The organism is Agarivorans sp. QJM3NY_33 (assembly GCF_050870865.2).
Lineage (GTDB): Bacteria > Pseudomonadota > Gammaproteobacteria > Enterobacterales > Celerinatantimonadaceae > Agarivorans.
Window position 1 is genome coordinate 4,340,041 of sequence record NZ_CP194039.2, and the last position, 21,231, is coordinate 4,361,271.

The following is a 21,231-nucleotide window of genomic DNA, read 5'->3' on the forward strand; positions in this document are numbered from 1 at the left end:
GGAGATTATTCTACAATTGCAAGAATGTCTGATTCAGACATAATCAATACTTCTTCACCGTCAACTTTCTCAGTTTTAGTGCCGTAGCCTTCGTTAAATATAACGGTGTCACCCACTTTTACATCTAGGGCAAGTAACTCACCATTTTCTAGCATACGACCTTTACCTACAGCGAGTATTTCGCCACGGCTTGATTTTTCTGCTGCAGATCCTGTAAGCACGATGCCACCAGCTGATTTACTTTCTTGATCTTTACGTTTGATGATAACGCGGTCATGCAACGGACGGATATTCATTGCGATCTCTCCTTTAAAAAAACAATCGTGTTTTGTTCATGTATATGTAACTCAGAGTTACAAACTTAATCTTGCAAATAAGATGGGGGTCGTTAGTTGCGCATACAAGGGGGGATAGAAAATTTTTTATTTTTTTATCGAAAAAATATAACTGAAATCAATCTGAAAACATTTTCATCGACAAGTTGTACAAAAAACGCTTGAATTTAAGCTGAAATTTGAGCAGGATCACACCGACTGGTCATACAAAACATCATTTAACACAAAACTATAACAACTTAATAACAACCAGTTCAGTTTATTAGCGTAATAACGGGAGCACTAAGCATGCAGCCAATTTATATTGCCTTCGAGCGTTTAAGCGGTTTCTTTTCTAAAGAAAAAACCGTCTATGTACCTTTTCAAGGTAGCGTAGCAGAAGCGGAAGAACATCTTCGCTCCGACGAGTTTGGTAGTTTTTTGTCAACGAGCATGGGGATGAACCCTAGAGTCGTAACCACTAAACACTAACATCGATTGCTCAACCAAGCATACTCAAAAATAAGGGCTATAAGCCCTTATTTTTTTAATCATCTTTTCTTTCGAACTCACCTTCAATCACATTTCCAGACTTGTCGACATCTTTGATATTGGCTGGCCCCGTTTCTTGTTCTTGCCCAAAGTCTGGTGATTGATTTCTCATGGTTTGCATTTTTAATAGTTGCGATTTCAAAAATCGAGCCGCCAAAGCTGCGCGTAGTGGCGGGAACAATAACAATAAACCGAAGAAATCAGTAATAAATCCCGGCATCACCAACATCACGCCAGCAACAATCAGCATCAGGCCTTCAAACATTTGTTGCGCAGGTGTTTCGCCTCGCTCCATCGCCGCTCGTGCTTGGAAGGCGGTTTGTAGGCCTTGACTACGAACTAAAGAGGCTCCGACGACTGCGGTGAGGATCGTCAATCCAATCGCAGGAAGCGCTCCCATCAAACTACCCACCTTAATTAGTACAAAGATTTCAGCGTATGACAGACCCGCAAATAACAAAAAAATATATAAAAACAAGGGAGAAATCCTCTTCAAATGGCAAAGCACTAAACAATGCTTTATCTGCTAAGACTAAAATATGGGGAGCATCAGCGCAAATTTAAAGGCTGTCTGCTTGATATCGTCAGTGCTATTTATCTTGAATGATACACATTATTACGCTAAGAAATGAATACCTCGAAAAATGAACAAGCCACATTTATAAAACCAATCAGCAAAATGCAACGATTTCGAACAAAATCCTCAGCAAGCAAAAAAATCAGGGTTTGTGTTATTATTTTGTCGCAACTGAGGTCTGTCTATCATGAGTCGTAAAAAAGTACTTCCAAGACCGATGCTCTCGTAAGTATTGATTGAACGGCATACTGATTTTCGGATGACCTTTATAGGGTTGTATATTGATTAGGGAGCGAGAAAAGACCTCACATGGCAAAACGAATTTTTATCATCATACTGGCATTTTACTTCAGCTCTACACTGCATGCCGAAAGTCTGCTTAATCAATTACCAGGACTCAAGCCTTCGGTGACGAGTAATGCAGAAGAATTCTTGCCCGTCGATAGTGCCTTTGCCTTTAATTTTCTAGAACAAGATGGTGGCTTGCAACTTAACTGGCAAGTGGCCCCTCACTACTATCTTTATCAGCGGCAATTTAGCGTGAAGGTCAATGATAAGCCAATCGAGCTCAGTCACTACTTACCTCAAGCACAGCCCTATGATGACCCCTATTTTGGCCAAGTGCAGATTTACCCACAGGATGTGAGCTTCACCATCCCACTCGCACAACTCGGCGATGCCTCTCGCATTGAAGTCAGTTATCAAGGCTGTGCAAAAGCCGGTTTATGTTATCCACCGCAAATCAAAGAAGCCTTTCTTAGCAATCATATCGAGCCATCCACCACAGTTCCTGTAGCGCAAGCAACGCCAAGCCCCTCCGGCCTCAAGGTAAGTGAGCCGATTAGCCAGCAATGGGTATTGGCCGAGCGACTCACCAACAACAACATTTGGTTGAATATATTACTCTTCTTTATTTTGGGGCTCGGTTTAGCATTTACCCCCTGCGTTTTCCCCATGTACCCTATTTTAACTGGGATTATTGCTGGCCCGGGTAAACAACTTAGCACTCAGCGCGCTTTTCGCCTATCTTTGGCGTACGTGCAAGGCATGGCGCTCACCTTTACGAGCTTAGGTTTAGTGGTTGCCAGTGCTGGCCTACAGTTTCAAGCCGCGCTACAACATCCTGCTATTTTGGCTAGTTTAGCATTGTTATTTGTACTATTAGCCCTGTCCATGTTTGGCGTTTTTACCCTACAACTCCCCGGTCGCATCCAACAAAAACTCAACCAGCTCAGCCATCAGCAACAAGCTGGCTCTCTCTCCGGTGCTGCTATCATGGGCATGATATCGGGTTTAGTGGCGTCTCCTTGCACTGCTGCGCCCTTATCAGGGGTTCTCATTTATGTGGCACAAACAGGGGATCTCGCGCTCGGGGCTCTGATCCTTTATAGTTTAAGTCTTGGTATGGGCCTGCCCTTACTGTTACTAGGCGCCAGCAGTGGCAAATTATTACCCAAAGTCGGCGCTTGGATGGTACACGTGAAGACCTTCTTTGGAGTGATGTTATTAGCCGTAGCTATTTTGCTATTGGAACGCTTTATTCCCGAATCACTCGTTCAAGGGCTATGGCTGTTGCTGATTCTCGGGGCCAGTGGCTATTACTACCATCAAAATCGGCTGAGCCCGCTCAGCCCTTGGCAAACACTGCGCCAATTACTGCTTCTTGGTTGCATGCTGATTAGCCTATTGTGGGCCAGCCAAACTTGGTGGCATGAAGCGCCCAATATGCCACAGGGGAAATTTATTCAAGTGGCTAATTTGCAGGAAATGCAACAGCAGCTCGATTTAGCCGCGGCCCAGGCAAAACCAGTACTAGTTGATTTTTATGCTGACTGGTGCACCGCCTGTAAGGCCTTTGAAAAAGAGACTTTTAGTGATCCATTGGTCGCTGCACAGCTCAACAACATGGTATTGCTACAAGCCGATGTCACAACAACCGACGCCACTTCGATCAAATTACTCACACATTACCAAGTATTAGGCTTGCCCACTCTGCTATTATTTAATGCAAGCGGAGAAGAGCTACAGCAAGCGCGCATCACTGGATTTATGAACGCCGAAGCTTTTAATGCGCATTTACTGCTAAACGGCTTATAAATTAAGCTAAATGAGCAGCACAACAGCCCCGTAATGATCCGTAATTGCAGTGCAAGGGCTGTGGCGCTGGCGTAAACCAAAAGGCCGGCGCACAAGTAACAGGATGGTATATGCGCATAAAATTACTCCTTTTGATATGGCTATGCTGTAGCAATATTGCGCTGTCTGTCGCCACTGACAAACCAGGCATGCTACTGGTAACCGAGGAATGGGCTCCGTTTAATTACCAAGAAAATGGCAAACTGGTAGGCTTCTCTACCGAAATAGTAGCAGGCATCCTCAAGCTACTGAACGAAGACTATCAGATCCAACTGCTACCAAGCCTGAGGAGCACCCGCGTCCTTAATTCCCGTCCTCAAACCATGATGTTTTCGCTGTTTCGCACCCCCAGCAGGGAACAGCAATACAAATGGATTGGTCCACTCAGTGACGGCAGCATTTACTTCTATAAGCGCAGAGGCCATCGCATTCCTGTAGACAGTTTAGCCGACCTTAAACGCGTTAAACGTATTGCGACTCGCCATCAAGGCATCATCCCCAGTCTGTTATTAGAGCAGGGCTTCGAGAACCTTGATATGACAGCCACCAGCAGCATGCAGGTGTATCAGAAACTCCTGCTAGGGCGCGCAGATATTGCCATAAGCGATACCGACTTAGGGGTAAGCCATAACATGCGTATGCTGGCCGTCGATATGCGGCGCATCGAGAAAATACCGATTCAGGTATTTCGCTCCGACTTATATATCGCCGCTCACAAAGACCTGCCGGATAGTGAAATTCAGCGCTGGCAAGCCGCTCTGGACCCCCTAAAAGCCAACGGTAGTTATCAAGCTATTTTTGATAAGTACATGCAAACAAGCTTAGCAACCTCTCGCCCTACTCAGTGACAGGCTGTATATTTATTTTGGCTGATGCCGTCAGGGGGCGGTCAGCTGCTTGCTCGAACAAACCAGGCGCGTGACAAGCAGCCCTGGCGAGCCACTCATTGGCGGAATTCAAGCGCACTATACAGCGAACCGCGAGCCAGTTAAGCTAAGCCCCCATCCCTACTTGAGGCGACCTATGCAACCTGGAAGAATTAATTTAAACCTGCTCAGTGCCTTATATTATCTGTTGCAAGAACAAAGTGTGACTCGTGCAGCCGAAAAAATGCACCTGAGTCAATCAGCCATGAGCAAGCATTTAGCCAAATTACGCGATGTTTTTGGCGATCCCCTATTAGTTCGGGTGCAAGGACAATTACAAACCACGCCTAAGGGCCTCGAATTAAAAGCACAAGTAGCCCCGTTATTAGATTCAGTAGAAAGCCTGTTGCATCAACAAGCCTTTGAGCCCAGCCTTTGCCAACGTACTTTTTGTATTGCAACCTCTGACTATGTCAGCGAACATTTATTACCCAAAGTCTTAAGTAAAATTTACCAGCAAGCCCCCCAACTCAATGTTGAACTATGTAACTGGGACCACACCACCAGCCGTTTATTACATAGCGGTGAAGTTGACCTAGGTTTAACCTTGCCACCACAAGATAGCAGTGAGTTGCACGCCATCACTTTAGGCAGCGATCATCTCGTCTGTTTGATGCATAAACATCATCCTTACCTCGATATCAGTTCGCCCAGCGCAGCCGATTATTGCCGTTATCCACATGCAATCATCACCACTGGCGCCGATAAAAACTCGCAAATCGACCGTTACCTCAATCAACAAGGTTTACAACGGCAAATACAGCTCAAAGCTTCATCGTACTTCGCCACCCTGCAGATCTTAACCGAGACTCGTTTCATTCTAACCATGCCAGCCCAAATTGCTGAGCAGTTAATCAAACAACGTCCGCTAGCGATTGTCGACTTACCTTTTACTGCGAGCGGCTTCGACTACTCACTGATTTGGCACCATCGTAACCATCACGATCCCGCCCATAGCTGGTTTAGGCACCAACTACACCAAGCAATGACTTAGCCCAGAGAAGCCGTTAAGCTAAAACAAGCCACTGGGCCACATTTATAAGTTAATCGAGTAGAGAACAGATATGAGCCAGCACACTTGTCCCGGCTGTGGACAAGCCCTCAATTGCAGTGCCGACAAAAATTGCTGGTGTATGAAGATGCCCAGTATCTTGCCAGTGAGTGCCGATTTAAGTGAGCAAAGCTGTTATTGCGCCCCTTGTTTGGCTAAAAAACTCAGCCAAAAACTAGACCAATTATGCCAAACCATGCCACACCATGAATTATTAGCCTTAGCTCAACGCTACCAAAATAATCAAAGCCCGCTACAGCAGCACATCGATTATCAAGAAAAAGACGGATTAATGGTGTTTAGTGCTTGGTATCATCTAAAGCGAGGCAGTTGCTGTGGCAATGGCTGTAGAAACTGTCCCTATCCTAAGCGCCAACGGCCAAAATAAATACCCAGCCAACACCAACCCTCTAAGCCTCACCAAAGAATTCCAAAATGGAATACTTTAGATATCAATAATTCCATTTTAATATTTCACTTAAGTTCTTACACTAGCCGCTGTTTCATCTGTAGCTCTTTAATTGCAAGGATTAATCCGGTGTTCGAAGCCTTAAGTGCATTATTATTAATTAACCTACTCGGCATGCTCAGCCCCGGCCCAGACATGGTGATGGTGCTTCGCCACGCGACCCAAAGTAAGCGCCAAGCCAGTCTATGTGCATGTGGTGTGTTATTAGGCTTTAGCATTCACATTTGCTTCGCTATCGCGGGTTTATCACTGCTCATCCAACAATCCCCGCTACTATTTGAAATCCTGCGTTGGAGTGGCGCAGGTTTCTTGATCTTCATCGGTCTTAAAACCCTACTCAGTCGCCCACAAGGACTTAAAATTGGCAAAGCTTCACAGCCCCAGGCGGGTAAAAAAGTCATCCTGAGTGGCATTGCCTGTAATTTGCTAAATCCTAAAATTCTGGTCTTTGTGGTCAGTGTCTTTAGCCAGTTTATCGGTCGCGAGACCGCGTTTAGCGACAAGTTGATTTTGGCTGCCGCCTTACTACTCGAAACCAGCCTGTTGTGGTGTTTGTTGGTACATTTGTTATCTCATCATCGAGTACAAATGAAACTGCAGCGCTACCAACAATGGGTTAATCGTTTTAGCGGTTCAAGCTTACTCGGGATGGGAACTTTGCTCGGCCTTCACAGTTAACCAGTAAGCAAATTGAATCCACAAGCGCTTGGTGCTATGGTCAAAAAAAAGGCTGAAACACCTGATTATGGACGATACCTACAAGATCATTATTGCGGATGACCACCCCTTGTTTCGTAGTGCGCTGCAGCAGGCGGTGCATACCGCCGTTCCCGATGCACGATTGCTCGAAGCAGAAAACGTAAGTGATTTACTTGAATTGCTCGATAGCCAACGCGAGCCCGACTTATTATTACTCGATTTAAAAATGCCCGGAGCAAATGGTTTTTCGGCATTTACTCACTTACATGGCCAATATCCTGATTTACCGATTGTTGTGATATCTGCCAGTGAAGAAACGAGCGTTGTACAAAAAGCCAAGCAACTTGGGGCGACAGGCTTTATTCCAAAATCGACCCCCTTGCAGCAATTGGTTGCGGCGATCCAACATATTATCGAAGGGGATGATTGGTACCCCGAAGGTATTAGTTTTGCAAAAAGTGCCGAACAAGATCCACTTGCGGAGCGTTTGGCCAGCTTAACGCCTCAGCAATACAAAGTTTTGGTGATGCTCAATGAAGGCTTGCTAAATAAACAAATTGCCTATGAGCTGAATGTCTCTGAAGCGACAATTAAAGCGCACGTGACCGCGATTTTCCGCAAACTCAATGTAAAAAACCGGACTCAAGCCGTGATCGCCCTACAGCAATTAGAACTAGAGCCTAGACCCGAAGATAGCCCTCTTTAAGCCGAAGAGATAACATCCCCCCAAATCATCCGACTCGATGATATTCGGGGCTTAGGCATTTGGTTTCAGCCAATAGTTGGCTGCGGTTTTACTGTTCAGCAATTGTTGGCATAATTTCTTCAAACGCAAAGGTCGTAGTGGTTTACTTAAGTAAGCAAAGCCCTGAGCGCGCACCCGGTCAATCAAGTCGGTATGACGATCGGCACTAATCACAATGCCATGACAGGACAGCTTCCCTTGATGGATCAGCCGCTGTAGCGCCTCGAGACCCGTTTTATCATGATCAAGATGGTAGTCACTTAGAATCAGCTCAGGGATCCAACCATCGGCAATCAACGCTTCCGCTTCTTCGACCGCTTCACAACACAGCACTTGGTAACCCCAACGACTCAGCAAACTTTCCATGCCAACTAAGATCTCGGGCTCATTATCGATGCACAGCACCTTGGCCCCTTGGGTAACATTAATATTGTCATGTTCAACGGGGCTTAATTTGTGGACATTAAGCGCCTCCACAACGGGCACTGTCACATAGAACACCGAGCCTTTGCCGGGGGTTGATTCTACCCCAATCGGAATTTCTAATAATTCAGCAAATCCTTGAGCAATCGCCAAACCAAGACCCAAGCCTTCATCTCTCGCTCGGCCCGATTTATTGAGCTGTTGAAATTCTTCAAAAATTTGCTGCTGCTTGCTTTTCTCGATACCGGGACCGTTATCCCAGACTTCCAAGCGCAGGTAATTACCTTTGCGGCGAGCGCCCAATAGTACTTTCCCTTGAGGGTTGTAACGTAAGGCATTGGTTAAAAAGTTTTGTAAGATCCGCCGCAGCAACTTGCTATCGGTACTCACCGTTAGTCTGCTGGCTTGCAACTTCAACTCAACCCCTTGTTGTTGCGCTAAAGGCAAAAATTCTGCATGAATATGGTCCAGCAAGTGGCCAACCTCAAACTGTTCATTACTCACCTCCACCCGACCCGATTCCAAACGCGAAATATCTAGTAAATCACTAATGATCTCTTCCGCCGAATACAACGACTTATCAATGCTTGCCGCTAAAAATTCGGCTTCTTTACTCATCTCTGATTCCAGTAAGGAACCCACAAATAGTTTGGCCGCGTTCAGCGGTTGCATCAGATCATGGCTGACCGCCGCTAAAAACCGAGACTTGGATTGATTTGCCTGCTCAGCCGACAGTGTCGCCTGTACCAATTGCTGGTTGATCGAAGACAATTGCTGAGTTCGCTGAGCAACTCGCGCCTCCAATATTTCATTGGCCTGCTTGAGCATATCTTCGGCCTGCCTGAAGGTTGTGATATCACTAAAGGTCATCACATAACCACCGTTAGGCATCGGGTTCCCCTGCACCTGAATCACGCGTCCATCTAAACGGACACGTGAAGAAGTATGGCTGGAGCCACGACGTAAATGTTCCACCCGCCGCTCAACATGTTCTTCAATATCACCCGGCCCACACAAACCATTAATCGCATTATGACGGATCACCTCTTCAATAGGACGCCCGACCACTAATAGGCCATGAGGAAATTCAAACAATTCGGTATAACGACGATTCCAAGAAACCAACTTCAACTCGATATCAACGATAGCAATCCCTTGGTCGATATGTTCTATCGCCCCCTGCAACAAATGTTTGTTGTATTGCAACAATCCAGATGCTTCTTCAGCGATTGAAGCAAACTCTTCCAGCTGAACTTGCTTCCCCTGTAATACCGAACCAAGCACTAAACGAGCCGAAGAAGAGCCAAATACCCCGCCCAACATCCGCTCCGTTTCAGCAATTAATTCTACTGGGGCCTGTTGGTTAGGGCTCAGTTGCAAGCCTCGAGAAGCCGCGTACTTTTGAAAGCTCTCGTTAACGCGCTGTGTCCCAAGGAAACGAGACGACAGCATGTGCAGCTCTTCAACACTCACCTTCGACTGATAGAGCGCCCCAGCATCATCCGTCTTACCAAGTTGCCCCACAAAGCTGCTGGCCTGTAGCCATTCAGAAACCGCCGGACTGGATAATTTAGAGCCGAGTAAATAGGCCAGCAAATTACACACTAAGCTCAGTACAACCCCCCAGTTATTATTCGAGATTAAGGGTTGACCATCCCACTGTGGAGCGGTCAGTCCCTCGACAATACTCTGCATTAGCCACCAATTTGGCCATAGATGCGGCAAACTATCGGTAATATTCAATAAATTGAGCAACCACAACAGCATGCCCACCGATAAACCAGCATACACACCAGTGCGGTTGCCTTCTCGCCAATACAAACCAAAAACCAAGGGGATCGCTAACTGAGCGATCGCGGCAAACGACAAGAAGCCAATATCGGCCAAATTCCCGACCTCTCCAAGGATCAAGAATGCGCCCCAGGCCAATAACAAGATCACTAAGATAGTGGTACGGCGTACGTTTAATAACAACTCACTAAACTGAGCAAAGTTACGTTGACTTAATCCGCCTTGTTTCAGTAATAAGGGCAACACCAGATCGTTGCTTACCATAATCGCTAAGGCGATGGTCGACACCACCACCATACCGCTGGCCGCAGAAGTCCCACCCAAAAAGGCCGCCATCCCAAGGATCTTATGCCCAGCCGCCAGCGGCAGGCTAATCACAAAATTATCGGCAGGAGTTCCCGCAGGCAATAAATAGTCTCCAGCAAAAGCGATCGGCAATACAAAAACCGCCAACAGCAATAAATAAGCGGGAAATAACCAGCGTGCGGTCTGTAGGTCGTTCACCTGATTATTTTCAACCACCGTGACATGAAACTGCCTCGGCAGACAAATTACCGCCGACATAGCCAACAATGTCGCCACCACCAAATCGCTCACATTGGCGATACTCAGTTGCTGCCATTTATTGCCCATTGAGGCGCCTACCGCCTGCTGAGCCTCTACAGGTAAATCCCACAGCAGGCTAATAGCCAACAGCCCGACACAAACAAAGGCCAGCAATTTAATCAAAGACTCGAAGGCGATCGCGACAATGACTCCGCGGTGATGCTCCGTCGCATCAATATGGCGGGTTCCAAACAACATGGTAAAAATCGCCAGCGCGATGCTCACAAACAAGGCAATTTGTGAGCTACTGCCCTCGCCGACCGCTTGTCGCATTGGCTCGCCACCAAACAAATCCAAACCCATCACAATAGCCCTCAGCTGCAACGAGATATAGGGCAAAATACCAATGATACAAATTAAGGAAATCACCACAGCCAGAGTTTGCGATTTACCGTAACGGGCAGCAATAAAATCAGCGATGGTGGTAATATGTTCACGCTTGGCAATTAAGATCAGCCGCGCTAACAGCTTCCAGCCAAATAGAAACAACAAGATTGGACCAAGGTAAATAGGAATAAACGATAGCAGGTTTTCGCTAGCTTGCCCCACCGTGCCGTAAAACGTCCAGGAGGTACAGTAGACCGCGATCGAAAAGCTATAAAAAGCCGGTTGCCAACGCAGCCGCTCACTCTGGTTTTTATCGGTATAGTAGGCAATGACAAACAAAGCCCCCAAGTAAACCAACGACAGCGGAATCACTAACCAACCTTCGCTTACCATTTCCATCTTGAATCCGTTCCTTGTGACTCGCAGAGATCCTATCTAGCCCTAAAGCTGGCTATCTTTGGTGGTCGATTTTAATTCGACATAAAAGCACTTTTATCACGGCAAAAATGCGACGGCCTCAAAAACCAAACAAATCCCTCACTCATTCCTAACAAGGGGCAGGGGCTGGCGCAAATCGCTATCGCGCCCCCCTTTCAGGCCGCGCTTTAGCATGATTTAGACTAAAGTCGTCTAGGTAAAACTAACAAAAAAAGACATGCTTATCTGTGACCAAGACATAGAGTTATCCTACCCCATGGTGAGGCGATGAGCACAGATTTCAACTTCCAGCACCCACCTTTTGACCAACTAGAGCCTCAGCAACGGCAACTGGTCAGCAGCAATTTAGATATTCATTATTTTCAAAGTCAGCAGAAAATAGTGACTGCTGGCACCGAAGCAGAAGCGCTGTTTATTATTATTAAGGGGCAGGTTGAAGAGCGAGCGGACAACAATGATGAAGTGTTCGCTCACTATACCCATGAAGATTGGTTCGACGTACGCTCACAGTTTGGTGGTTACGCCAAACATGACTACCTCGCCTTAGAGGAAACCCTCTGTTATGCCTTGCCCAGCCGTATTTTTCGTCAGCTAGTCAGCGAAAACAGTGATTTTGGTGATTACTTTCAGCGCGATTTGGCGACTCGCCATCAATTAGTAGAATCCCGTGAAGGCAATAAAAATCTAGCCGAATTCATTTTAACCTGCATCGATGAGCGTAACGTGCAGCCAGCGGTGGTGATTGAAGGGGAAACCTCACTCCAACAAGCCACTTTTATCATGCGTGAACAAAAACTCGAATCTCTATTAGTTAATCACGATGGTTGCTTCGGTATGTTAACTGGTACTGATTTACTACACGCTGCAGTATTAGTGCAGCAATCGCTGGATACACCAGTTAGCCAGTTAGCTAATTTCAACTTAATTAGTGTCAATAAAGGCGATTTTTTATTTAATGCCATGTTGTTGATGACTCGTAATAACATCGAACGAGTCGTGGTAAAAGATGAGCAAAAAATCATTGGCGTGATGGAAATGTCTCACCTGCTCAGCCTCTTCTCCACTCATTCCCATGTATTAGCCTTACGTATTGCACGAGCCTCAAGCATTGAAGAACTCAGCGAAGCGGCCCTCACTCTCAACCGCCTCGTGGAAAATCTCTGCAATAATGGTATTCGCACCTTATTTGTGATGAAGCTATTGGCCACCATGAATGAACAAATCATTCATCGGGTATTTGATTTATCCATCGACCCAGAGCATCACAGCCATGTGTGTTTAATGGTGATGGGGAGTGAAGGGCGCGCAGAGCAAATCATTAAGACCGACCAAGACAACGGTCTGGTGCTCGAAGATGGTTACGATTGGCCGGAAAAACAACAGCAGCTAGAGCAGTTCAGCGATTACCTGCTACAACTAGGTTATCCGCCTTGTCCTGGCAAGATCATGGTCAACAATCCGCAATGGGTACAAAGTCAAAGTCAATGGAGTGAAACCATCGCCAACTGGGTTGAAATTGGCCACGGTGAAGCCATGATGAACATCGCCATTATCTTGGATGCCCATGCCATTGCTGGCAATAAAAGCCTATTACGGCATATGCGTAAAGATTTAATGGCGCAAATGGCCAAACGCAGCGTGACTCTGGCGTTTTTTGCTCAACCGGCCTTAAAATTTCACACGCCACTAACCCTATTTGGCAAGATCAAATCGAAACACGCTGGTTTAGACATCAAGAAAGGCGGCATCTTCCCCATTGTTCATGGCGTGAGAGCTCTCGCCCTAGAGCAATCAGTCATCCCCACCAATACCCTAGAGCGAATTGAATGTTTGGCTCAACTTAAGATCCTAGAAGCCGACATGGCCGCTAATCTCACCGAAGCTCTCTTATTGTTTTTCAAATTACGTATTCAACAGCTATTCCCGATCGACGAAGAGCATGACTATCACACCCTTAAACTGGAACAATTGAATCATAGTCAACGGGATCTATTGCGCCACGGTTTACATGTGGTGAAAAAGTTTAAGCAGCAATTGGCCTTACACTTCAATATCCGCGATTACTAGGCGAAGTAATGCTGCAACGTTTTCTGTATCAGCGTAAATATAAACACAGCGACTTCGCCGAGTTATTTCAACGTTATCGTGGTCAGCAATATGTCGCGCTCGATCTGGAAACCACCAGCTTAGACACCCGCCAAGCCGACATTGTTTCGATAGGTGCGATACTGATCGATGAAAATAAAATCTTAACTAGTCAGCCCTTCGAAGCGAAGATCCAAGCCACCGATAAACTGGCTGGTGACTCAATTAAAATTCACCTGCTACGTCATCGTGATTTACAGCAAGGTTGTCGTATCGAAGACGCTCTGCCAGCCTTGCTCAAATTTATTGGCCCACGAGCCATCGTGGGTTACAACATCGGCTATGACCAACGCATTCTCAATCGCCATTGTCGACAATTGTACGGTTTTAAATTACTCAATCCACTCATCGATGTGGGCAGAATGTTTGCCGACAAGGTACATGTCGAGCATGTGGGGATCAGTCCCAACCTCGACTTAGAACATATTTGTAATAGCCTGAATATTCCGCTGTCGGGACGTCATCAAGCGATTGACGATGCAATAACCGCCGCGATGATTTATTTACGTTTAACCTACGGCCCCCGCCCCACCATGGCACTCCCCAAGCTAAGGTCTGGTTAGCACCGTGAGCAGGCTCTCAATTATCACCGATAACAATCAGAAGCACTTTGATTAATAAAACATTTCACTATTCTTTACAAATAATTAACCAAAAGTCTAATTGTCGACACGCGACGTCAGTGCGAATCTTATATCAAAATCCGAAACGTCATTGACGATATCCCGCCTCATCATGAGGAAGCAAGGAGAGGAACATGAGTGAACACAAGCTGTACCCAGTTAAAGCAAATATCGCTGAAGACTGCCTACTAGACAATCAACAATACTTAGACATGTACCAACAATCAATTGAACAGCCCGAACTGTTCTGGGGCAAGTACGGTAAAGAACTACTGGATTGGATCGAACCCTTCAGCAAAGTGAAAAATAGCAGCTTCGATCCCGGACACGTCAGCATTAAATGGTTCGAAGATGGTCTACTAAATGTCAGCGCTAACTGTATCGACCGTCACTTACAACAACGCGGTAACGAAGTCGCAATTATTTGGGAAGGTGATAGCCCAGACGAAGACAGCAAGCTCACCTACCAAGAACTCTATGAGCAAGTCTGCAAATTTTCCAATGCACTAAAAGCCCAAGGCGTAAAAAAAGGTGAAGTGGTTTGCCTGTATATGCCAATGGTTCCCGAAGCCGCGGTGGCCATGCTGGCTTGTACCCGAATTGGCGCAGTACATTCCATCGTGTTTGGTGGTTTCTCTCCAGAAGCGCTTGCAGGACGCATTATCGACTCGAATTCAAAATACGTGATTACTGCCGACGAAGGTTTGCGGGGTGGTCGTGGTGTACCTCTCAAAGCAAACGTTGACCAAGCTTTGGAGCACCCCGAGTGTGAGTTTGTGAAAAGCGTGGTGGTCCTCAAACGAACCGGTGCAGAAGTCGGCTGGCACGACAAGCGCGACGTTTGGTGGCACGAAGCCTGCGAAAATCAAGCCGCCGAGTGTCCACCAGAACCCATGAACGCGGAAGATCCTTTATTTATCTTATATACCTCGGGTTCAACGGGTAAGCCCAAAGGCGTACTGCACACCACTGGCGGCTATTTACTGTATGCCACCATGACCTTTAAGTATGTTTTTGATTATCACCCAGGTGACATCTATTGGTGTACCGCCGACGTTGGCTGGATCACAGGTCACAGCTATTTGGTTTATGGCCCGCTTGCCAATGGCGCAACCACCATTTTGTTTGAAGGGGTGCCAAACTACCCAACTTCGGCACGCATGAGCGAAGTCTGCGACAAACATCAGGTAAGTATTTTATACACCGCTCCCACCGCAATCCGGGCCCTAATGGCTCAGGGCGATGCGGCGATCGAAGGCACCAGCCGCAGTAGCCTACGGATTATGGGCTCGGTGGGTGAGCCCATCAACCCAGAGGCTTGGGAGTGGTATTACCGTACCATTGGCGATCAACGCTGCCCAATTGTTGATACTTGGTGGCAAACCGAAACTGGCGGGATCCTAATTACGCCCCTTCCAGGAGCCACCGAACTCAAACCGGGCTCTGCGACTCGCCCCTTCTTTGGCGTTCAACCTGCTTTGGTCGATAATGAAGGCAATGAGCTGAGCGGTGCCGCCGAAGGAAACTTGATCATCAAAGACAGCTGGCCAGGACAAATGCGCACCGTTTATGGTGATCATGAACGGTTTGAACAAACCTACTTCTCCACATTCCCCGGCTCCTATACCACTGGTGATGGCGCTCGCCGCGACGAAGATGGTTATTATTGGATCACTGGTCGGGTCGATGATGTATTAAACGTGAGTGGACACCGAATGGGCACTGCCGAAATTGAAAGTGCCTTGGTCGCGCATCCGAAGATTTCAGAGGCCGCTGTGGTAGGCGTGCCCCACGAAATCAAAGGACAAGGCATCTATGCCTACATCACCCTCATGGCTGGCGAAGAACCCAGCGCCGAGCTACACAAAGAGGTCAAAGCTTGGGTGCGCAAAGAAATTGGGCCAATTGCCACCCCCGATATCCTGCACTGGGCAGAAGCACTACCAAAAACCCGCTCTGGTAAAATTATGCGTCGTATTTTGCGTAAAATTGCCACCAACGAAACCGACTCTTTGGGGGATACTTCAACCTTGGCGGATCCATCGGTGGTTGATAAGTTAATTCAGGAAAAATCGAACGCAGCTTAAATCTAAGTGCGATATTCAGCCGTTTGCATCGACTGCAAACGGCTTTTTTGTTCATAAGAGAAAACCACAGCGTAGAAACTGGCATTTCTACAAAACAGCCTCCTATTTTTAAACGACTCACCACTATCAACCTAAGGCTTGGGATCAAAATCCAGCGGCCAAGCTAAACCTGCTGTAGTGGAACCAGATCAAACTATCCGCGGTCACTTAAGATTAAACTGAAACCAAATCAAAATTGATGTTTTTATATAGGACTCACTTCATGGTAGGGAAAAATATGAACAAGACTAAAATTGTGGCAATTCTGCTGCTGTTATCCAGTAGCGTTGTAAGCTTTACCAGCTTAGCCACTGAACGAGCCGAGCAGGCCTGGCAATACATCACCGATAAACAGGCATTGCTAATTGATGTCCGTAGCCCTCATGAATTCCAACAAGGACACTTAAACGGCGCCCAAAATATGCCTCATCAAACTGTCGCCGCCCATATTGAACAACTCACCACAGACAGAAACCAAGCGATAGTCGTTTATTGTCGCTCAGGAAATCGGGCCAATTACGCCTTACAGGTATTACAACAAATGGGCTACCAGCAAGTGGTTAATGGCGGCGGCCTACAAGAAATGCTGGCTGAAAAGCCCTAAACGGCGTTGCTCGATAACGGCTGGTTGATACTACTCTGCATCTTAGATGCTTGATTCAGTCTAACTTCAGACAATAAACCCGCTGCGCCAGTAAACCATCCTTAAAGATCAGTCGTTCAGTAATAACAAAGGCAGGCGATTTAGCCTGCCTTTAGTGAATGATACAACAAGCGCTTATTTTGCGATCAAATGAGTCTCATCGAATACTGCCGATTGACTATCCACGCTTACCTTAGGTACTCGCCGCGCGAGTAAATAGTAAAATAAGGGGGTGAGTAACAAACCAAATACAGTGACCCCAACCATGCCATAAAATACTGCCACACCAATTGCCTGACGCATCTCAGCCCCTTCTCCAGTAGAATAGACCATCGGCACCACCCCCATAATAAAGGCGATGGATGTCATTAATATTGGCCGCAAGCGCAGGTGAGCCGCTTCCAAGATGGCGTCCATCACCGTACGACCTTGATCCTGCAATTCTTTGGCAAATTCGACAATTAGGATCGCGTTTTTGGTGGCTAAAGCAACCAACACAATTAAACCTATTTGAGTAAAGATATTGTTGTCCCCTCCCGATAACAATACCCCACTAATTGCCGAAAGTAAGGTCATCGGAATAATCAAAATAATGGCCATCGGCAAGCGTAAACTTTCGTATTGCGCGGCTAATACCATAAACACCAACAAAATAACCAAGGGATAAACAAACATCGCGGTATTCCCAGAAAGCTGCTGCTGATAACTTAGCTCGGTCCACTCATAACTCATCCCTATCGGTAGCGTCTCCGCTAAGATTTTCTCAATCGCGGCCTGCGCTTCCCCCGAACTGTAACCCGCTGCCGCACTACCGTTGATTTCAGCAGTGGTATAGGCGTTGTAATGCATCACCCGATCGGGGCCCGTAACCGAGTCTATTGACATAAACGATCCAAGGGGGATCATCACACCATCACGATTACGCAACTTAAGCTGGCTAATCTGCTCTGGCGACTGCCGGAACTGCTCATCTGCTTGCATATTTACCTGATAGGTACGTCCAAATTTATTGAAGTCATTCACATAGACCGAGCCCATATAAGCTTGCAAGGTAGTAAAGACCTCATCCAGAGACACTCCCAGCTGCATCGCCTTGGTTCTGTCTAAATCCAACTGTAACTGGGGCACCTTCACCTGATAACTCGAAAATATCCCCGCTAAGGCCGGATCCGCCCAAGCTTTTTGCATCACTTGCATGGTGACATTCGCCAGCGCTTCATAACCTAAGTTGGCGCGATCTTGGATCTGCAACCTAAAACCACCAATGCTGCCTAAACCTTGCACTGGCGGCGGCGGGAAAATCGCAATAAAGGCTTCTTGGATGCCCGCAAATTTTTGATTCAACGCGCCAGCAATCGCATTCGCACTCAAACTCGGATCTTGGCGTTGAGAAAAATCAGTTAAAGGCGTAAACACAATCGCACTATTCGGGCTATTGGTGAAACCATTAATACTTAAACCAGGAAAAGCCACCGCGTGCGCAACTCCCGGCTGGGCGAGAACTATGTCTGTCATTTGTTTCACCACGGCTTCGGTGCGCTGTAGTGATGCCGCATCGGGCAATTGAGCAAAGGCAACTAAATATTGCTTATCTTGGCTAGGTACATAACCAGTTGGCGTATTCATAAATTTATAGCCAGTCAACCCGAGCAAAGCCACATAGATAATCCCAACCAGTGCCGCTAAGCGAATGATTTTTTTAATCATCACCGCATAGACGCTGGCGCCTTTATCAAACAGTCGATTAAACGGTGCAAAAATCAATTTACCGAACAGACCGTCCATGATCCGAGTCAAACGGTCTTTAGGCTGATCATGCCCTTTCAATAATAAGGCCGACAAGGCAGGGCTCAAGGTCAATGAGTTTAGCGCGGAAATAAAGGTCGAAATGGTAATGGTCAAGGCAAATTGCCGATAAAACTGTCCTGTTAAACCAGACATAAAGGCCGTCGGAATAAATACCGCCGCCAAAACCAAAGTGGTCGCGACAATCGGGCCCGTCACTTCCTTCATCGCTTGCTGAGTTGCAGCAACCGGGCTTAAGCCATTGGCAATATTTCGCTGGACATTTTCCACCACGACAATCGCGTCATCTACCACAATACCGATGGCCAGCACTAAACCAAATAAAGACAGCGCGTTTAGCGAAAAACCCAGCAAATGCATGAAGGCAAAAGTTCCCACCAGCGATACCGGTACCGCCACCAAAGGAATAATTGAAGCGCGCCAAGTTTGTAAGAACAAGACCACCACAAACACCACCAGCAACAGAGCTTCAAACAGTGTTTTAACCACCGCCTTAATTGAGCCACGAACAAATACCGTGGGATCATAAACCGTGGCGTAGCTTAAACCCTGCGGAAATCCCTTCGCCAATTCGACCATTCTCGCTCGTACATCTTCCGAAATTTGAATCGCATTGGAACCCGAAGCCTGAAATACCCCAATTGCAATAGCATCCTTATTATCCAACATCGACCCCAGCGCATAGCTACTGGCACCTAATTCCACCCGAGCCACATCTCTTAAGCGGCTAATCTCGCCCTGATCGCCCACTTTGATGATGATGTTTTCAAATTCGTCTACATTGTCTAAGCGCCCCTTCACATTGATTAACAACTGAAAGTCAGACTCGCCGCTGGGTTGTGCTCCTAAACTGCCTGCTGCAGCTTGTTGGTTTTGCTGACGAATCGCGGTGATAATTTGGCTGGGGTTTAAACCTAAAGCCGCCACTTTATTAGGATCGAGCCAAACTCTTAAACTGTATTCTCCAGCACCGAATAGACGCACCGCGCCCACTCCTTCGATGCGCGCCAGCTCATCTCGAACATTTAATGCCGCATAATTAGATAAATAGAGTAAGTCATAACGTTCATCCGGCGAAGTCAGGTGAACGACCATGGTCAGATCAGGCGAAGACTTTTCGGTGGTGATCCCTAAACGTTGCACCACTTCTGGCAAACGCGGGGTGGCTCGGTCAACCCGACTTTGCACTTGGGCTTGCGCCTGTTCGACATCACTGCCAATGGCAAAAGTCACAGTGAGGGTCATTCGGCCATCGGAGGTGGCTTGAGAAGACATATACAGCATGTTTTCCACACCGTTAATTTCTTGCTCCAGCGGAGAGGCGACAGTGTCAGCAATCACCTTCGGATTGGCTCCAGGATAATTGGCCGTCACCACCACCGTAGGAGGTACAACTTCCGGATATTCAGTAATTGGCAATTGCCACACCGCAATAGCGCCCGCAATAAACACCAATAACGATAACACCGCCGCAAATATCGGTCGTTTGATAAAAAACTGAGAAAACATGGGGGCTATCCTTGCTGAGCAGAAATATCAGGATTTGAACTTAAGCGTTGATACTGTTGCTGAAATAAACGCTGAGAGTCATGCAGGGTGGAGAGCACCGCTTCACTAGCCATGCTACGCGCCACCGGAGTGACCTGCATTTGTGGGCGAACTCGTTGTAAACCATTTACCACGATCCGCTCTGAGCCCGACAAACCTTGGCTGACGATTCGTAAGCCATTGATCTCTTCGCCCAGAACCACTGGACGATACTGCACCACATTGTGCTCATCTAACACCAATACAAACTGATTGTTCAAATCAGTGCCCACCGCTCTATCATCGATCAATGTTGCCTGATAACTATTGCTGCCTGCGATCCGTAAACGGGTATACATGCCCGGTAATAACGCGCCATCTGGATTCGCAAAACGAGCCCGCAAACGGATCGTACCAGTGTTTTGACTCAACGCATTATCAATAAAGTCAATCTGCCCTAGATGACTAAATTGAGACTCATTCGCCAAAGCCATTTGCACCACCGCGACACTATCTGCGTTTCCAGCTCGTGGTAAGACACCCGTTAACTGTTGATACTTGAGAAAGCTCTGTTCATCCACATCAAAGTAAGCATACATATGCTGGGTTGAGACAATACGTGTGAGTGACGTTTCACCCAAATTGACATAGTTGCCTGCCGTAATAAGAGCATTCGAAACGCGCCCCGAAATCGGCGCACGCACGTCACAAAAGGCGAGGTCTAGACGCGCTCTTGATAAAGCAGCATTAATCGAGGCCACCGACGCAGCGCCTTGCTCTTGAGCAGAAAACCGACTGTCGAGCAATTCATCGGCTATCGCTTGTTGACGACTCAAGGCCTGCGCTCGCTGGTAGTTTTTCTTGGCTAAGGCAAAACTACTTTTAGCGCTGGCCAATTCGGCCTCTAAGCGAGCCACTTCTGCAGCAAAGACGCGGGCATCAATTTTAAATAACACCTCGCCCTTTTTCACCACACTACCTTCCGTAAATAACACCTGCTCGATATAGCCAGAAACCCGTGGCATCACCATCACGGTTTGCGGCGCTTGCAGACGACCGGTATATAAGTCTGTTTCGGTAATTTTCTCTAGCAACACCTTAGCCACCTCAACAGAGGGTGGTGGAGGTGCAACATCACCTGCGGCCTCAGACTTTCCACATGCGACGAGGCTAATACTAAGTACGCCCATGCAGAACAATTTGACTAAATCGAAAACAGAAGCCATGGCAGGTCCCTCAAATAATAAATGTGGTGAGATAAATCCATTTTGTACTGCTCGGTATAATAGTATTGAAACGTGACCGGG

16 protein-coding genes are annotated in these 21,231 nt (G+C 47.0%); 11 read left to right on the forward strand and 5 right to left on the reverse strand.

Features of this window, described 5'->3' with window-relative positions:
- Positions 1-5: 5 nt before the first annotated feature.
- Complete coding sequence (locus ACRRSY_RS19485) at positions 6-296, reverse strand: co-chaperone GroES (RefSeq protein ID WP_432455912.1); 291 nt, start codon at positions 294-296, stop codon at positions 6-8.
- Positions 297-623: 327 nt separating this feature from the next.
- Between ACRRSY_RS19485 and ACRRSY_RS19490 the strand changes: the two genes are divergently transcribed.
- A complete protein-coding gene (locus ACRRSY_RS19490) occupies positions 624-806 on the forward strand; it encodes a hypothetical protein (RefSeq protein WP_432455911.1) in 183 nt (60 codons plus the stop codon).
- Between the two features lie 55 nt (positions 807-861).
- Here the strand turns inward: ACRRSY_RS19490 and ACRRSY_RS19495 are convergent, their stop codons facing one another.
- Positions 862-1,344: an FxsA family protein gene (locus ACRRSY_RS19495; protein WP_432455910.1), complete on the reverse strand. Its 483-nt coding sequence runs from the start codon at positions 1,342-1,344 to the stop codon at positions 862-864.
- 408 nt (positions 1,345-1,752) lie between these two features.
- Here ACRRSY_RS19495 and ACRRSY_RS19500 point away from each other — a divergent pair, with 408 nt between their 5' ends.
- From ACRRSY_RS19500 to ACRRSY_RS19525, 6 genes are all read left to right on the forward strand, one after another.
- Positions 1,753-3,540, forward strand: coding sequence for a protein-disulfide reductase DsbD (locus ACRRSY_RS19500; RefSeq protein ID WP_432455909.1), 1,788 nt, complete (start codon positions 1,753-1,755; stop codon positions 3,538-3,540).
- 110 nt (positions 3,541-3,650) lie between these two features.
- Positions 3,651-4,427, forward strand: coding sequence for a substrate-binding periplasmic protein (locus ACRRSY_RS19505; RefSeq protein WP_432463842.1), 777 nt, complete (start codon positions 3,651-3,653; stop codon positions 4,425-4,427).
- Between the two features lie 175 nt (positions 4,428-4,602).
- Positions 4,603-5,499: a LysR family transcriptional regulator gene (locus tag ACRRSY_RS19510; RefSeq protein ID WP_432463843.1), complete on the forward strand. Its 897-nt coding sequence runs from the start codon at positions 4,603-4,605 to the stop codon at positions 5,497-5,499.
- 70 nt (positions 5,500-5,569) lie between these two features.
- On the forward strand, positions 5,570-5,944 hold the full coding sequence (locus ACRRSY_RS19515) for a DUF5522 domain-containing protein (RefSeq protein WP_432463844.1): 375 nt from the start codon (positions 5,570-5,572) through the stop codon (positions 5,942-5,944).
- A gap of 150 nt (positions 5,945-6,094) precedes the next feature.
- Positions 6,095-6,703 carry a LysE family translocator gene (locus tag ACRRSY_RS19520; RefSeq protein ID WP_432455905.1) on the forward strand — a complete coding sequence of 203 codons (609 nt, stop codon included), beginning with the start codon at positions 6,095-6,097 and terminating at the stop codon, positions 6,701-6,703.
- Positions 6,704-6,770: 67 nt separating this feature from the next.
- On the forward strand, positions 6,771-7,430 hold the full coding sequence (locus ACRRSY_RS19525) for a response regulator (RefSeq protein WP_432455904.1): 660 nt from the start codon (positions 6,771-6,773) through the stop codon (positions 7,428-7,430).
- A gap of 51 nt (positions 7,431-7,481) precedes the next feature.
- Here the strand turns inward: ACRRSY_RS19525 and ACRRSY_RS19530 are convergent, their stop codons facing one another.
- A complete protein-coding gene (locus tag ACRRSY_RS19530) occupies positions 7,482-11,015 on the reverse strand; it encodes a PAS domain-containing hybrid sensor histidine kinase/response regulator (RefSeq protein ID WP_432460220.1) in 3,534 nt (1,177 codons plus the stop codon).
- A 306-nt stretch (positions 11,016-11,321) separates the two neighbouring features.
- Here ACRRSY_RS19530 and ACRRSY_RS19535 point away from each other — a divergent pair, with 306 nt between their 5' ends.
- The 4 genes from ACRRSY_RS19535 (at position 11,322) to ACRRSY_RS19550 (ending at position 16,552) form a co-directional block, all read left to right on the forward strand.
- A complete protein-coding gene (locus ACRRSY_RS19535; RefSeq protein ID WP_432463845.1) occupies positions 11,322-13,121 on the forward strand; it encodes a DUF294 nucleotidyltransferase-like domain-containing protein in 1,800 nt (599 codons plus the stop codon).
- 8 nt (positions 13,122-13,129) lie between these two features.
- Positions 13,130-13,762 (forward strand): 3'-5' exonuclease, encoded by a 633-nt coding sequence (locus tag ACRRSY_RS19540; RefSeq protein WP_432463846.1) that lies wholly within the window; start codon positions 13,130-13,132, stop codon positions 13,760-13,762.
- Between the two features lie 194 nt (positions 13,763-13,956).
- Positions 13,957-15,909, forward strand: coding sequence for an acetate--CoA ligase (acs, locus tag ACRRSY_RS19545; protein ID WP_432460222.1), 1,953 nt, complete (start codon positions 13,957-13,959; stop codon positions 15,907-15,909).
- 277 nt (positions 15,910-16,186) lie between these two features.
- Complete coding sequence (locus tag ACRRSY_RS19550; RefSeq protein ID WP_432455899.1) at positions 16,187-16,552, forward strand: rhodanese-like domain-containing protein; 366 nt, start codon at positions 16,187-16,189, stop codon at positions 16,550-16,552.
- 174 nt (positions 16,553-16,726) lie between these two features.
- Here the strand turns inward: ACRRSY_RS19550 and ACRRSY_RS19555 are convergent, their stop codons facing one another.
- On the reverse strand, positions 16,727-19,906 hold the full coding sequence (locus tag ACRRSY_RS19555; protein WP_432463847.1) for an efflux RND transporter permease subunit: 3,180 nt from the start codon (positions 19,904-19,906) through the stop codon (positions 16,727-16,729).
- Between the two features lie 5 nt (positions 19,907-19,911).
- Positions 19,912-21,150, reverse strand: coding sequence for an efflux RND transporter periplasmic adaptor subunit (locus ACRRSY_RS19560; protein ID WP_432463848.1), 1,239 nt, complete (start codon positions 21,148-21,150; stop codon positions 19,912-19,914).
- Positions 21,151-21,231 lie beyond the last annotated feature (81 nt).